This window comes from Plantactinospora sp. WMMB334, from assembly GCF_049179095.1.
Classification (GTDB): Bacteria; Actinomycetota; Actinomycetes; order Mycobacteriales; family Micromonosporaceae; genus Plantactinospora.
The window spans coordinates 1,942,312-1,955,283 of record NZ_JBMHME010000002.1; the positions used below are offsets into that span (position 1 = coordinate 1,942,312).

Consider the following 12,972-nt stretch of genomic DNA (forward strand, 5'->3'; position numbering starts at 1 on the left):
GGGGCCTCATCACCGAGGTGCGTGACCCTCAGGCCAGGGGAGATCCGGCGACCGGGTCGAGCAGCAGTTCCTCGACGCTGACGATGTCGCTGACGTCGAAGCCGTGCATATCCGCCGCCAGTTCGGGGCTCGCCAGGTAAGCGGTGGTGACTTCAGCGGGGTCGGTGCCCTTCCGGAACGACAGCAGGGCGATCAAGCGGAGCGCGCCGGCCTGGTGAGCCTGGTGATCGGTCCAGAAGCCGTGCACGGTGACCCCGAACGAGGGCATGCTGGTGAGATGCCGCGGCCAGTGCACGGTGGCGTACTGCTGGAGCGCTTCTGTCGTGCGCAGGGTGTAGATCCTGATCTGATACATGATCGGATTCCGTTCGCGGTGTGGGGTTCAGTTGAGGATGTACAAGCCAGGGTCAGGACAAGCCGTGCCAGGCAGCACTGCCCGCGACAAGCACCACCAAGGTGGCCGCGGCGGTGGCCGCCTTGGTGGTGCGGCCGGCCACCTCGGAGATTCTGTCGCGTGCGCGGCGCCGCGTGGTAGAGCTACGCCCCTGTGGCGGCTGTCCTGGCGGCTTCGATTGCCGATTTGAAGTCGGGGTTGGCTCCGATTTGAGCGAGCAGCACATTGGCCGCGTTGTAACAGTCGAACCTTTCGATCTTTCCGTCACGGAGATACCAGAGATCCGCCGTCGGCACGTCGATCCGGTTACCGGTCGGTGGAATTTCGCCGATCGGGGTCGGGAACACGCCGAGATGCGTTCCCTGAATTCGGAGTTTGACGGCAACGACATCACCGAGCGCATGCACTTCGAGTAGCTCACGGTGGACGTCGGGAAAAACGCTGGCGAAGCCCGTCAGCGCCTGAGGAATCTGGTCCCCGCGGAAGGTTAGCGAATTCGGCACGTCGTTGAACGCCCCGTCCTCGGCGAACAGGGCGCGGAAACCGTCTCCATCGAGGACGTTCCCTTCCGACAGCCGGTATGCCTCGCGAACAACCTCTTCGTTACTTTTCACTTCTGCTCTTCCTTGATGCTTGGTGTCTACAGGAGATGAGTTGCTGCCGTCCGGCAGGAGTCGAGTGACGACGCCGTCTCCCAGGTCGACGGCGCCTCCGTCGTGGTTCCACTGATGCGCGCCCAACCAAGCTAGCAGGTTTTTGACCGTATGGTCAATAACGTAAGCTTGCTCACATGCCTCGTCCCCGCAAGTTCCTCGAGAGCGATGTCGTCAGCAGCGCTAGTGAGGTGTTCGCCGTGTACGGCCTTGCCGCTGCGACACTGGATGACCTTGTGCGGGCGACCGGCCTGGGGAAGCAGAGCTTGTACAACGCGTTCGGCGGGAAGCGGGAGTTGTTTCTCCGGGCGCTCTCCGAGGATCGGGACGAGGCGACGCGCGCCGTCTCGGAAGCGCTCGGACACGATGACGCTTCGCCGTTGGAACGGATTCGTGGTCACATGCTCGTGATGGCAATCGAATTCAGTAGAAGTGATCGGCGGGTCTCGCTCACCACGCGTGCGCTGGTCGAATCGACCGGTGAGGAGGATCTGCTTTCGACGGCCGCGAAGACTGGCATCGAACAGCTCGCCGGTGTCTACGCTCAATGCCTGGAACATGCGCGGGAGAGCGGCGATATCCCGGAGGACGCGAACGTGCAATCACTGGCCGTTTACTTCGTCGCCATCACTCGGGGGATGGAGTTGCTCGGTCGCGCCGGTGTCGGCCGCGGCGTTCTCACCGCGGTCGCACTCGACGCGCTTCGCGTGCTCCACACTCAGCGGATGGACGAGGCCGATGATCGCCCGTTGGCGGGGGAATGACTGCCGACGCCTGGCCACCGTCAAGGCGAGCTCTCTTCAGCAGGTCCGCACACCCGCCTTTCCCGAGAACACTCCGAACAGCTCAAAGCGCGCACGGCGCACTGACATCAGCATGAGCGGAAGGGGCGCCGGCCCCTCCACGACGGGACGGGAGCGGGAACGGGAGCGGGACTCGTAGCCGACGGAGGGGACGAGGGGGTCAGTTCTGGATGGAGAACGTCGCGACGACACCGTTGTGATCGGACCTGGTGCCGCTGACGATGTCGTAGCCGGTCATCCACATGAGCTGATACTCCGGCAGCCGCTTCCAGAAGTAGACGTAGTCGATGTGCCGGTTGCCGTGCGTTCCGGTGCCCTTCTCGCCGTAGAGGTTGAAGGTGGAGCGCAAATTCGGCAGTTCGTTGGCCTCGAAGACCTTCCACGGGAACTTCGCGTACCCGTAGTTTCGGTCGGCGCTGAAGTCGACGTTGAGGTCGCCGCTGACGATGACCTGGCCCTCGTCCTGCTTGTCGACCGCCAGGTCCTTGAGGCCCTGGAACTGCGCCTCGGCGCACCTGGTGCGCGGCAGGTCCTCCGGCCGGCCGGCGGTTTCGATGCTGGCCACCGCGTGGGCGTTGATGTGTGTCACGTTGCGGCCACTGGCCTTGTGCCGGTACTTGACCCAGTTGTTGTACCGCGCGGGCGGCACCTCGCCCGGACCGTTGGTGTCACACACGAAGATCGAGCCCTTGTCGAGTACGTCGAACATGCTCTTCTTGGCGATCAGCGTCTCGCCGGCCTGGTTGGTCCCGCCCGGTGCGTACCACCACCAGCCGTTGTCGGCGGCCCAGCTCTGCAGGAACGCCTTGCGGTTGCCGACCTCGTTGAGCCCGATCAGGTCCGCCCTGGACGCGATGAGGTTCAGGTCGTGGACGAAGTCGGCCTGGCTCAGCCCGTTGTAGATGTTCAGTGTCGCTGCCTTGAAGGTCACGTTCGCCGCGACCGCCGGTGTGGCCGGTAGCAGGGCTGCCACCAGCGCAGCCGCGCCCACGAGAGCGCCCAGGGCACGGGTCGACAAGTGTGTTGTCTTGCGCATCGACTTCCCTTCGCACGAAACCGCCGTCGGTGGCGGCCAGCGCACCCTATCGATTCGAGTCGACGCAGCACCGAACAGCGGGGAACAGGAGATCGACAGGCCCGCGTCGTGTCGACCGGCTCGGTCCGGCGGCCCGCCCTCGACGACGGCGGTGCAGGTCGGGCGACCGACGCGAGTACCGGCGGCCCGCCCGGACGGCGCGACACGGCGACCAGCCTGCTCGGGCTGACCGGCATATCACCATCGCTGCAGCCGTACGCCACAACAGCCGAAAACCCAGACCGGGCCACTCCAATTATTCGGACTCGCCTTAAAGGGCTCAAATGACAACCTTACCGGAGCACGGTCGACGTTGGGTCCAGCAGAGTGGTGGTGGTCGACAGCGGTGAGGCATTGACATTGATTGCAGATCCCGGCAGGCTTTGCGAAACTGCCTGCGGCAGGTGGTGCACCCGGTTGTTTCGAGATTGTTCCGAGTAGCGTCGATTGATGTGTCCCCTCAACGATGACGGGGAATGCGTAGAGCCTCGTAGCAGTACGTGGACGTCGATGGTCCCTTTTGCCTGCCGGTCGTCGCCATCTTTCGATGGATCGGAGATCTGATGCGCGTTGCCCTGCTCACCACGACCCAGCACGGTCACCTGAACCCGTATGTTCCGGTGGTCAATGCGCTCCAGAGTGCCGGCGGTGAGGTTGCGCTGCTGCTGTTGTCCGCCGACGGTGGCTCGCTCGACGAGCAGCGTCGCCAGGCCCTGGGCAAGGCGGAGGTCCACCCGGTCGGCCAGGTCGAGATGGCGCCGTGGAGCGACGACCCGGCGAAGATCGGACCGATGCTCCGGTCGTCGCCGGTGGCGGACCAGACGGCCGATGCGCTCCGTGCGACGGAGCCGGATTTCGTGCTTGTCGACTCGCTGCCGGTCACGGCCTCGGCCATGGTCGGCGCGGAGGCGTCCGGCGTGCCGTACGGGATGATCTGGGCGAACCTGGGTGGGGTATGCCCCCGCGAGCATCGACGGGGTCGCTGGCCGTACGACGAGCAGGTCGGCGACTATCTGACCAGTCACGGGGTGTCGTGGTCGACCCGGACCCATTCGGCGCGTTCGCCGATTCTCAATGTGATGCCGACGATTCCCGCACTCGTCGGCGAGGACGCGGTCACCGACGACGGTGTGCGGTTGGTCGGGTTGCCGGGCGCGGCGGGGATCCGCGGCGACGAGGTCTCCTTCTCGGGCCTGGACCGGATCGACCCCGACCGCCCGCTGGTGTACGTCTCCTTCGGCACGATCTTCTACCGGCGGCCGGAGCTGCTGCGCACGGTGATCATGGGGGCGGCGGCGACCGGTGCACAGGTGATCGCCGCGGTGGGGGATCTCGCCGAGGAACTCGCGCTTCCCGACGAGGTGCTCACCGCCCCGTATCTGCCGCAGCGTGAGGTGCTCGAGCGCGCCGACGTCTTCGTCACCCACGGCGGATACAACTCCGTGGCGGAGTCGATCCGGGCGGCGACACCGATGCTGGTGATCCCGCTGGCCGTGGACCAGCCCATCCAGGCGTACTTCGTGGGCAGTGCGGGTTTCGGGACGGCGTTGGAGCCGGCCGGCGTCACCGGAGAGGCGGTAGCGGGCGCGGTCGCCGATCTGCTCGATCCCGCCCGGGGCTACCGGGCCCGGTTGCGCGCCGCGCAGCCGGAGTGCGGCGATGCTGCCGCGCAGGCGGCCGAGCTGGTCATCGGCACGGTCGAGACGCTACAGCGGCAGGGGGAGCAGTGACGATCGAACTGCAGCGGCCGGTGGGCGACCGGATCGTGGTCGATGATCTCGAACGCCTCTCGTTCCGGGTGGACCGCCGCGCCTACACCGACGACGACATCGCCGCCCGGGAGATGACCCGGATCTTCGATCGCTGCTGGTTGTACGTCGGGCACGAATCGGAGGTGCCGGGGCCGGGCTCCTACGTGGCACGCGACGTCGGCGGCCGCCCGGTGGTCATGGCGCGCGGGTCCGACGGGGTGATCCGGGTGTTCGCGAACAGCTGCACCCACCGCGGGGCTCTGCTCTGCTCGCAGCCGGCCGGGCAGGCCAGATCGTTCCGGTGCCCCTACCACGACTGGACCTTCTCCAACCAGGGCGACCTGGTCGGCGTCCCGATCCCGGACGGCTACGGGCCGGGCTTCCGCAAGGCGGACTTCGGCCTGGCGCGGCACCGCAGTGACAGTTACCGCGGCTTCGTGTTCGTCACCTTCGATCCGGAGCAGCCGCGCACCCTGACCGGCTACCTGGCCGGCGCGACGGAGTACCTCGATCTGATCGACGACCAGTCCGAGGTCGGGATGGAGGTGATCCAGGGTGCGCAACTCCACGGGGCGCGGGCCAACTGGAAGCTCATGATGGAGAACAGCGTCGACATCTACCACTTCCGGGCGCTGCACAAGCGGTACGTCGGCTACATGGAGTCGCTGGGGTCGGTGCCACCACGACGGCGGGGCGGCTTCGGCCGCGCCCTCGGGCTGGGGCACGGGGCCAACGAGCTGCCACCGGCGGCGGCCCGCCCGCTCGCCTACTGGACGCCGATGTTCAGTGCCGAGGTCCGGCCGCGGATCGAGGCGACGGCCGCACGGTTCGTCGACCGGTTCGGTGCCGAACGTGCCGAACGGATCACCGGCACGAATCGCGCGTTGCTGATCTTCCCCAACCTGATGATCATCGACGCGATCGCGATCACGATCCGCAAGATCGACCCGGTCGGCGCCGGCCAGATGGCCATCACCTCGGTCGCCCTGGCCCCCAGGGACGAGGATCCGGACATCCGGGAGCTGCGCAAGAGCCACTATCTGACGTTCCTCGGCCCCGCCGGCTTCGCCACACCCGACGACATCGAGATCATCGAGTCGTGCCAGCGGGGCTACCTCAACCGCACGGTCCGCTACTCGGACCTGTCCCGCGGCATGCACAAGGAGGTCCCGGAGACCACCGACGAGCTTCCCGCCCGCGAGTTCTGGCGGCAGTGGGACCGGCTGATGCACGGCGACGACGGCCACCTCGAGGTCGATCACCGGGCCGGGCCGCACGGGGCAGGGCCACGATGACCATCGAGCTGACGGTCGACGACGAGGCCCAGGTGCGGTTGTGGCATCGGGTGAGCCAGTTCCTCTTCCGCGAGGCGCGGCTGCTCGACGAGTGGCGCCTGCTCGAGTGGTACGACGAGATGCTGACCGACGACATCCGCTACTCGGTGCCGGCCACCGATGTCCGCGGCGAGCCGGCCGACGCGCTCGGGCTCATCGACGACGACGCCGCCCGGCTACGCCAGCGGATCGAGCAACTCCTGGCCGGTGAGGTGTGGTGCGAGAACCCCCGATCGCGGACGAATCGCATGATCGGCAACGTGGAGATCCTGACCGACCGGGGCACGCACCTCGACGTGGCGGCGAAGCTCGTCGTGCACCGGTTCGGGCACGGGCGCTCCGACGCCTACGTCGGAAAGTGCCGGTTCGAGCTGGTCGCCGAGGGCGGGTCGTTCCGGATCCGGCGGCGGGTCGTGGTGCTCGACCACGAGACGTTGTACGAGCACGGAAAGCTCAGCATCATCCTGTGAGCCGGACAGTGACGGCGGCCGGCCCCGGCAGCGCCCCACCCGTTGCCGTCGCCGGGCCGCGTCTCCCGCGCGAGGTCTACGTCCTCAGTGTCGTCGGTGGCTGCGTCATGCTGGGCCTGGGGCTGGTGCTGCCGGTGCTCCCGGTGTACGCGGCGACGTTCGGGGCCGGGCCCACCCAGATCGGAGCGCTCGTCGCCCTGTTCGCGTTGATGCGGCTGGCCGCCAGCCCGTTCTGCGGGCGGCTCGGAGTCCGTTTCGGGGAGCGGCGGGTCCTCGTCGCCGGCCTGCTGCTCTGTGCGGTCTCCTCGGCCCTGACCGCGTTCGCCGGCTCCTACGGGCAACTGCTCGTGTTCCGCGGCCTGGGCGGCGTCGGCTCGGTGCTCTTCTCGGTCTCGGCACTGGCGACACTCCTGGCGATCGCGCCGGCCGACCAGCGGGGCCGGGCCAGCGCCGTGTTCGAAGCAGGCTTCCTGCTCGGCGGGATCTGCGGACCGGCACTGGGCGGGCTCCTCGCGCTCGTCGCGCTGTCCGCGCCGTTCGTGGCGTACGCGGTGCTGTTGCTGGCTGCCGCGGTGCTGACCCTGGCGGTGCTCCGCACCCGCCGAACCGCCGGCGCGGAGCCCGGCCGTGACGTGGTCCGGCTGCCGGTCCTGCTGCGGGACCGGCGCTACCTGGTGGCCTGCCTCGCCGCGTTGGCGCAGGGATGGGTCCTGTTCGGGCTACGCAGCGCACTGGTACCCACGGTGGTGGTGGCGTGGCGGCACGACGTGACGTGGGTCGGGTGGGCGTTCACGATATCCGCGGTCGTCCAGGCGCTGCTGATCATGCCGGCCGGCCGGGTTGTCGATCGGGCCGGCCGCCGGCCCGCCATGATCGCCGGCACCGGTGTGGCCGCAACGGCGATCACCGCCCTGGTGTTCGTGGACAGTTACGCCTGGCTCGTCGTCCTGCTCAGTGTGTACGCGGCGGGATCGGCGCTGCTCAACGCCGCACCGGCCGCACTGGTCGGTGACGTCGTCGCCGGCCGGGCCGGCAGCGGTGTCGCCGTCTTCTCGATGTGCACCGACGTCGGCGCCGTGGTCGGACCGGTCGTCGTCGGGCTCGTCGCCGAGCGGGTGGGTGTGCCGGCCGCCTTCGGCAGCGGCGCCGCGCTGCTGGTCGTCGCCTTCGTGGCGTCGTGGACGTTGACAACTGTTCGGCCAAGACAACTGTTCGGCCAAGACGAAGGAGTCGATCGATGAATCAGCCCGCTGCCCGACGTGAGCGGGGTGAGGCCATGTTCAAGCAGGTCTTCGGCCGCGAACCGCGCCCGGGTTCCTACCCGGAGTTCCTGCAGATCACGGTCGACCACCTGTTCGGTGAGATCTGGAGCCGTCCGCACCTGAGTGTCGAGGAGCGCGAACTGGTCGCGCTGACCGCGGTCACACTGGCGCGGACCGATTGGGAGTTGCGCGGCCACATCGGTGCCGCCCTGCACCTCGGGATGTCGCGAGAGAAGATCGTCGAGGTCATCATCCAGCTCGCCTACTACGGTGGCTGGCCGGTCGCCAACAACGGGCTGCGCGTCGCCCAGGAGGTCTTCGCCGAGCTGGACCGCGGCACCGGGAGGGACGCGGACCATGACCGGTGAACCGTCCCCCCTCGACCCGGCCGACAAGGTCGACCTGTGGCGTCAGCGGTTCTTCGAGGCCCAGGCCGCCGCGGAGGAGTTCATCCTGGGAGAGCACGGCGAAGAGGGCCTGGCCGCGTGGATCGAGGCGAACTCCCGCATCACCGCGCAGCTCCTGCGGGCGCAACGGCCCGCCGAGGTCTCCGCCACCGATCACTTCATGACCCGGCTGCAGCGTCAGCTGCTGCTCTACGACTCGGCGGTGACGAGCGAGCCCCGGCCCTCGGGCACCGTCCTGCGCAACCCCGACTGTGGGATCCTCCGGTACCGCAGACGAGCCGCCCGCGCCGGCGTCGTACTGACGTTCTCGTCGCCGTGCCCGTACTGCCAGGAACTCAACACCGCCATCGCCGCCCGCTACGTGGAACCGGAGGTCACGGTGTCGTGCGAACAGGCGGGGGACGGGTGCACCTGGCGCGCGGAATCTCATGCTCCGGGAGAGGACGCGGCCGGGTCACCGCAGCGCGGGCGAGCCGGTGACTGAACCAACGGCAGTGCCCTGCCGTCGTCGGCCTGCGACCGGCTGCCGTCGAGCGTCATGCCGAGTTGCCGGCCCACGGCCACACACAGGTCGAGCGCCGCGGTGCGGGTCAGGTCCTGGTGATCGTTCTGGGTGAAGCACGCGGACGCCACGTTCCTGTTCCGTAGCCGCAGGTACCACGGGAACAACGCGCCCAGTGCGGGCTCGGTCAGCATCGTGCGCGAATGCACGATCGTCCCCACCAGCAGGTTGCCGAACGGGCGTTGCCCGGCGTTCATGAAGCTCTTCAGGCGTTCCTGGAAGATCTTCAGCACCGCGGGCACGTTCCCCGCGTACACCGGCATGGCGAGCAGCATCGCCCGCGCGCCCCCGGCCAGCTCGACGACGTGCGCGAAGTCGTCGTCGAGCGTGCACCGGCCCACCGCCGGATCAAGGCAGGTGTCCTCGCCCTCGCACATCGCGATGCGATGGTCGATCAACCGGATCCGCTGGATCTCCGCGTCGCCGACCTCCCGGACGACGCCGGTGACCGCCGCCTCGAGCAGCGCGTCGGTCAGCGACGGAAGACGCTTCTGCGTGCAGGACAGCGCAACGATCTTCATCGGATGGTCCTCCCCTGTCCGCCCGGCGCCGCCCAGGGCCGGCCACTGACGAAGCCCCCGTGGCCGCACACCGAGGCAGCCTCAACCTACCTGCGATCGAGCACCGTCGAAACGGGAGCCGGCCGAGCCGGGCCGCCGACATCCGGTCAGGGGAGGATCTCGACGTACCCGTCGGTGCCGTGCACGCGGATCCGCTGCCCGTCGGCGATCAGCCGGGTGCCGTCCACGACGCCGACGACGGCCGGCGAGCCGTACTCCCGTGCGATCACCGCGCCGTGCGCTCAGGCGCAGCCCCAACGCTCCTGGACTTTGATCGTGACCGGGACGCTCTGCGTCACCACCCCGTCCGACGCCGTCAGCTCCGGCTGGTAGACCCCGAACGGTAGCGGCGGCAGCGTCATCGCGATCAGGTTGAGCGCGGTGCGGCCGTTGCTCGAACCGGGTGGGATCGGCACGTGCGGCAGGCTCGTGGTCGTGCCGGCGGGCAGGTTCCGGGCACCGACCTCGATGGGCGTCGCCCACTCCCCGTCGATGGTGATCCAGAAGTACGTCCACCAGGACTCGCCCGCCGGAATGCAGATGCGCTGTCCGACGCCGGTCAGTTGCCACGTGGTGGGCGCCGTGCCGGTGTCCGTCGCGGCGGCGGCGGCCGGCTGGCTGGCGGCCAGCGCCAGCATCACCGCGGTGACCAGCCCGAGCACCAGCCGGGCGAGGCCGGGGATCGATCGGAACATCGAAGAGACCTCCCAGAAACTCGTTCGACAGGCGGCCACCACCAATTTCGGCATTGCCGCCGGTCAATCGCCGCCCTTGAGTACGGCAGCGTACGTCGCTGTTCTCAGAACTACTTTGAGGATCCGGTGGTCGCCGTGGTGGCCGTACGGGCCACCCTGGACGGACGGGCCGGGCCGCAGGACCTCCTCGGACTGACCGACATCGACTGAACGGCGGATCCGCCAGCATCGGTGGGACGGCTGCCGGCCGCGATGGGCAGCTACGGTTCGCCCCGCACCTGCGGGTCAACCAGCTTCCCGGCCCGCTCCGCGAGGATCCGGAACCCGGTCCGGCGGGCCTCGGCAAGCGCGAGGTGCGCGTACTCGCGGGCCTTCTCCCGCTGGCCGAGACCGTGCCAGGCGGCGGAGAGACCGATCAGCGCCTCGATCCGCGGAAAGGGGTCGCGGCTGGCACCGGTCTGTTCGAGAGTCAGCTCGTGGTGCGTCACCGCGTCCCGCTCCTGACCGAGGTGGTGGTAGACGGCGGCGAGCGTGTTCAACGCGTCGGCCTCGATCCGGACGTCGCCGAGCAGGCGGGCCTGGGCGACCGCCGTACGTGCCAGATCCAGCGCCTGTCGGGACTGACCGCGGTCGCGGTACACCTCGGCCAGGTCGCGCAGGGTGTACGCCTCCGCACCACGGTCGCCGACCTGCCGGTTCAGCGTCAGGGCGAGGCTGAGGTGGTCCAGTGCCTCGTCGAGCCGGCCGGCGGCGTGGCAGATCTCGCCGAGGGTGTCGAGCGCCGCCGCCTCGGCCTGGCGTGATCCGGTCTGCCGCCGCAGCGTCAGCGCCCGGGTGGCCGACTCGAGTGCCTCGGGAAAACGGGCGAGGTACCAGTACGTCCGGGCGAGGTGGTCGAGGGTGAGCGCCTCGCCGTCGAGCGAACCCACCCGGCGGTACAGCGTCAACGTGCGACCGTAGACCTCGGCGGCCCGCTCCAGCTCACCGGCGTCGCGGTACACCGTGGCGAGAATGCCGAAGGCGGTGGCCTGCCCCTGCTCCCATCCGGCGCGTTCGGCGAGGGCGAGGGCATCCGTGCAGTGCTCGATCGCTTCGGCGTACCGCCGTCGGCGGTGGTCGATGTTGCTCAGGCTGAGCAGCGTCATGGCGCGGGCGCGCGGGTCACCGTCGGCCTCGGCGGCGCGCCACGCGTCGGTCGTGGCGCGGACCAGGTCGACGGTCTGCATGCGCAGCCAGAAGTAGCTGCGCAGCGTGTCGGCCAGCAGCCAGGCGACCGGCCGGGGACCATGGTCGGCGGCGTACGCGATGGCGGCTACCAGGTTGCCCCGTTCGGCGTCGAGCCAGGCCAATGCCGCCGCGTCGTCGTGGAAGTCGGGTACCGGGGCCGACGCGGTCGTGTTGTCGTCGGAGCCGGATGCCGGGGCCGACGAGGGCGGCACCGGAAGACGCAACCGGTGCGGGTAGAGCCGCCTCGCCGCCGCGTCGGCCCCGCGCAGGTACCGGTCGAGCAGCCGGCGTAGCGCAGCCTGCCGCGTCTGCGCGCTGTCCTCCGTCCGCGACCTGTCGGCAGCGTACTGGCGCAGCAGGTCGTGGCCGGCGTAGCGGCCCGCCGAATGCTCCGTGAGCAGGTGCGCCGCCGCCAACCGCTCCAGCAGTCGGCCGGCGGCCGATTCCGTCGTACCGACCAGCGCGGCGGCGCATTCCGGGGTGAGGTCGGGCCCGGGTACGAGCCCGGAGAACCGGAACAGCCGCCGCACGTCAGGCGCCAGTGCGCGGTACGACAGCTCGAACGTCGCCCGCGCCCCGGACGGCTCGTCGTCGATCTCCAGGCCGGCCAGGGCGTCGCGGTGCAGGTCGGCGACGTAATCGGCGATGGGGCGTCCCGGCCGGTCGATCACCGCCGCCGCGGCGAGGCGGAGCGCCAGCGGCAGGAACGAGCATGCCCGTGCCAGCTCGCCGGCGGCGTCCGGCTCGACGGCCACCCTGTCCGCGCCCAGGATCCGGGCCAGCAACAGGTAGGCCTCGTCGGCGCCGAGCACGTCAAGGCTCAACCGGCGGGCGCCCTCGCGTGCCACCAGGCCGGAGAGCCGGTCCCGGCTGGTGACCAGCACGAGGGATCCCGCGCCGGCCGGCAGCAGTGGCCGCACCTGCGCGGCGTTCGCCGCGTTGTCGAGCACCACCAGCACCCGGCGGTCGGCCAGCAACGAGCGGTACCGCGCGACCGCCGAATCCTCCTCCGTCGGCAACTCGTCGGCCGGCACGCCGAGGCCGCGGAGAAACTGGAGGAGCGCCTCGATCGGCCGTACCGGATCGCCCGGCGCATGGCCGCGCAGGTTCGCGTAGAGCTGGCCGTCCGGGAACCGTTCTGCGGCCTGGTGGGCCCAGTGCACGGCGAGTGCCGTCTTGCCCACCCCCGCCGTACCGGCGATCACCGTGAGCACCGGTGTCCCACCGCCGGTCGCCAGTTCGTCCAGCCATTTGAGCTGGTCGCTACGGCCCGTGAAGCCGAACACCTCCGGCGGCAGTTCCCTCGGCACGGGGGTGGAGCCGGACACCCCGGAGGCGGCGACCGGCACCCCGGCGGGAGCGACGGCGGCCAGGTCCGCCTCGCGCGCCTGCGCCTCCCGGGCATGCCGCCACAGGCGTCCGAACTCGTCGACGTCGCCACCGAGCCGGGTAACGATCTCCTCGACCACCTCCCAGCGCGCGAGGCGGGGCAGGCTGAACGCGTCGTGGATGGTGGTCGGGTTGATCCCGCGGGGCCGGCGCGCGCTGCGGCTGGCCCGCTGCAACTCGCGCATGCTCGGCCAGCCCGCCGACGCGTGCAGGTCGTGCAGCCGCTCGTAGAAGAGCCGGACCGGCCCGTCCGGCACCAGGGGCATCCTGAGCCGTCCTATCGGTGCCACCCACCCCCATGCACAACCCGCAGAGACGTCCGTCGATAACGTATCGCAGCCCTCCGTCCGGGTGTCAGTCGCATTCCCGGCAGGCGTGGGTGCCCGGCTG

13 protein-coding genes and 1 pseudogene are annotated in these 12,972 nt (G+C 69.6%); 7 read left to right on the forward strand and 7 right to left on the reverse strand.

Annotation, left to right across the window (positions count from 1 at the left end):
* Nucleotides 1–28 precede the first annotated feature (28 nt).
* Nucleotides 29–355 carry a hypothetical protein gene (locus tag ACN27G_RS08315; RefSeq protein ID WP_421492188.1) on the reverse strand — a complete coding sequence of 109 codons (327 nt, stop codon included), beginning with the start codon at nucleotides 353–355 and terminating at the stop codon, nucleotides 29–31.
* Between the two features lie 182 nt (nucleotides 356–537).
* Nucleotides 538–1,008, reverse strand: a complete 471-nt coding sequence (locus ACN27G_RS08320; RefSeq protein ID WP_421492189.1) for an ester cyclase — start codon at nucleotides 1,006–1,008, stop codon at nucleotides 538–540.
* Between the two features lie 176 nt (nucleotides 1,009–1,184).
* Here ACN27G_RS08320 and ACN27G_RS08325 point away from each other — a divergent pair, with 176 nt between their 5' ends.
* Nucleotides 1,185–1,811, forward strand: coding sequence for a TetR/AcrR family transcriptional regulator (locus ACN27G_RS08325; protein WP_421492190.1), 627 nt, complete (start codon nucleotides 1,185–1,187; stop codon nucleotides 1,809–1,811).
* A 199-nt stretch (nucleotides 1,812–2,010) separates the two neighbouring features.
* Here the strand turns inward: ACN27G_RS08325 and ACN27G_RS08330 are convergent, their stop codons facing one another.
* Nucleotides 2,011–2,841 (reverse strand): endonuclease/exonuclease/phosphatase family protein, encoded by an 831-nt coding sequence (locus tag ACN27G_RS08330; protein ID WP_421492191.1) that lies wholly within the window; start codon nucleotides 2,839–2,841, stop codon nucleotides 2,011–2,013.
* Between the two features lie 647 nt (nucleotides 2,842–3,488).
* Here ACN27G_RS08330 and ACN27G_RS08335 point away from each other — a divergent pair.
* The 6 genes from ACN27G_RS08335 to ACN27G_RS08360 are packed head-to-tail and all read left to right on the forward strand — an operon-like array spanning nucleotide 3,489 to nucleotide 8,633.
* Nucleotides 3,489–4,655 carry a glycosyltransferase gene (locus tag ACN27G_RS08335; protein ID WP_421492192.1) on the forward strand — a complete coding sequence of 389 codons (1,167 nt, stop codon included), beginning with the start codon at nucleotides 3,489–3,491 and terminating at the stop codon, nucleotides 4,653–4,655.
* Entirely contained in the window at nucleotides 4,652–5,971 is a 1,320-nt protein-coding gene (locus tag ACN27G_RS08340) for an aromatic ring-hydroxylating oxygenase subunit alpha (protein ID WP_421492193.1), read from the forward strand. The genes ACN27G_RS08335 and ACN27G_RS08340 overlap by 4 nt, the downstream gene beginning before the upstream one ends.
* Nucleotides 5,968–6,480: an aromatic-ring-hydroxylating dioxygenase subunit beta gene (locus ACN27G_RS08345; RefSeq protein ID WP_421492194.1), complete on the forward strand. Its 513-nt coding sequence runs from the start codon at nucleotides 5,968–5,970 to the stop codon at nucleotides 6,478–6,480. Before ACN27G_RS08340 ends, ACN27G_RS08345 begins: the two co-directional genes overlap by 4 nt.
* A complete protein-coding gene (locus ACN27G_RS08350) occupies nucleotides 6,477–7,721 on the forward strand; it encodes an MFS transporter (RefSeq protein ID WP_421492195.1) in 1,245 nt (414 codons plus the stop codon). Before ACN27G_RS08345 ends, ACN27G_RS08350 begins: the two co-directional genes overlap by 4 nt.
* Nucleotides 7,718–8,110 (forward strand): carboxymuconolactone decarboxylase family protein, encoded by a 393-nt coding sequence (locus tag ACN27G_RS08355; protein ID WP_421492196.1) that lies wholly within the window; start codon nucleotides 7,718–7,720, stop codon nucleotides 8,108–8,110. Before ACN27G_RS08350 ends, ACN27G_RS08355 begins: the two co-directional genes overlap by 4 nt.
* Nucleotides 8,100–8,633, forward strand: coding sequence for a hypothetical protein (locus ACN27G_RS08360; RefSeq protein WP_421492197.1), 534 nt, complete (start codon nucleotides 8,100–8,102; stop codon nucleotides 8,631–8,633). Before ACN27G_RS08355 ends, ACN27G_RS08360 begins: the two co-directional genes overlap by 11 nt.
* Here the strand turns inward: ACN27G_RS08360 and ACN27G_RS08365 are convergent.
* From ACN27G_RS08365 to ACN27G_RS08380, 4 genes and pseudogenes are all read right to left on the reverse strand, one after another.
* Nucleotides 8,576–9,232, reverse strand: coding sequence for a flavodoxin family protein (locus tag ACN27G_RS08365; protein WP_421492198.1), 657 nt, complete (start codon nucleotides 9,230–9,232; stop codon nucleotides 8,576–8,578). The genes ACN27G_RS08360 and ACN27G_RS08365 overlap by 58 nt on opposite strands.
* A gap of 146 nt (nucleotides 9,233–9,378) precedes the next feature.
* Nucleotides 9,379–9,510 (reverse strand): annotated as a pseudogene (locus ACN27G_RS08370) (PEP-utilizing enzyme); the annotation flags it as partial.
* A gap of 3 nt (nucleotides 9,511–9,513) precedes the next feature.
* The gene (locus ACN27G_RS08375; RefSeq protein WP_421492199.1) at nucleotides 9,514–9,966 is read right to left on the reverse strand and encodes a DUF5980 family protein; all 453 of its coding nucleotides are present in this window, start codon (nucleotides 9,964–9,966) and stop codon (nucleotides 9,514–9,516) included.
* A gap of 260 nt (nucleotides 9,967–10,226) precedes the next feature.
* Nucleotides 10,227–12,848, reverse strand: a complete 2,622-nt coding sequence (locus tag ACN27G_RS08380; protein WP_421492200.1) for an ATP-binding protein — start codon at nucleotides 12,846–12,848, stop codon at nucleotides 10,227–10,229.
* Nucleotides 12,849–12,972 lie beyond the last annotated feature (124 nt).

Bases quoted from the DNA above. Each gene is read 5' to 3' on its own strand.
- ACN27G_RS08315 (WP_421492188.1), bottom strand. From the start codon at position 355: ATGTATCAGATCAGGATCTACACCCTGCGCACGACAGAAGCGCTCCAG.
- ACN27G_RS08325 (WP_421492190.1), top strand. From the start codon at position 1,185: ATGCCTCGTCCCCGCAAGTTCCTCGAGAGCGATGTCGTCAGCAGCGCT.
- ACN27G_RS08335 (WP_421492192.1), top strand. From the start codon at position 3,489: ATGCGCGTTGCCCTGCTCACCACGACCCAGCACGGTCACCTGAACCCG.
- ACN27G_RS08345 (WP_421492194.1), top strand. From the start codon at position 5,968: ATGACCATCGAGCTGACGGTCGACGACGAGGCCCAGGTGCGGTTGTGG.
- ACN27G_RS08355 (WP_421492196.1), top strand. From the start codon at position 7,718: ATGAATCAGCCCGCTGCCCGACGTGAGCGGGGTGAGGCCATGTTCAAG.
- ACN27G_RS08360 (WP_421492197.1), top strand. From the start codon at position 8,100: ATGACCGGTGAACCGTCCCCCCTCGACCCGGCCGACAAGGTCGACCTG.
- ACN27G_RS08365 (WP_421492198.1), bottom strand. From the start codon at position 9,232: ATGAAGATCGTTGCGCTGTCCTGCACGCAGAAGCGTCTTCCGTCGCTG.
- ACN27G_RS08375 (WP_421492199.1), bottom strand. From the start codon at position 9,966: ATGTTCCGATCGATCCCCGGCCTCGCCCGGCTGGTGCTCGGGCTGGTC.
- ACN27G_RS08380 (WP_421492200.1), bottom strand. From the start codon at position 12,848: ATGCCCCTGGTGCCGGACGGGCCGGTCCGGCTCTTCTACGAGCGGCTG.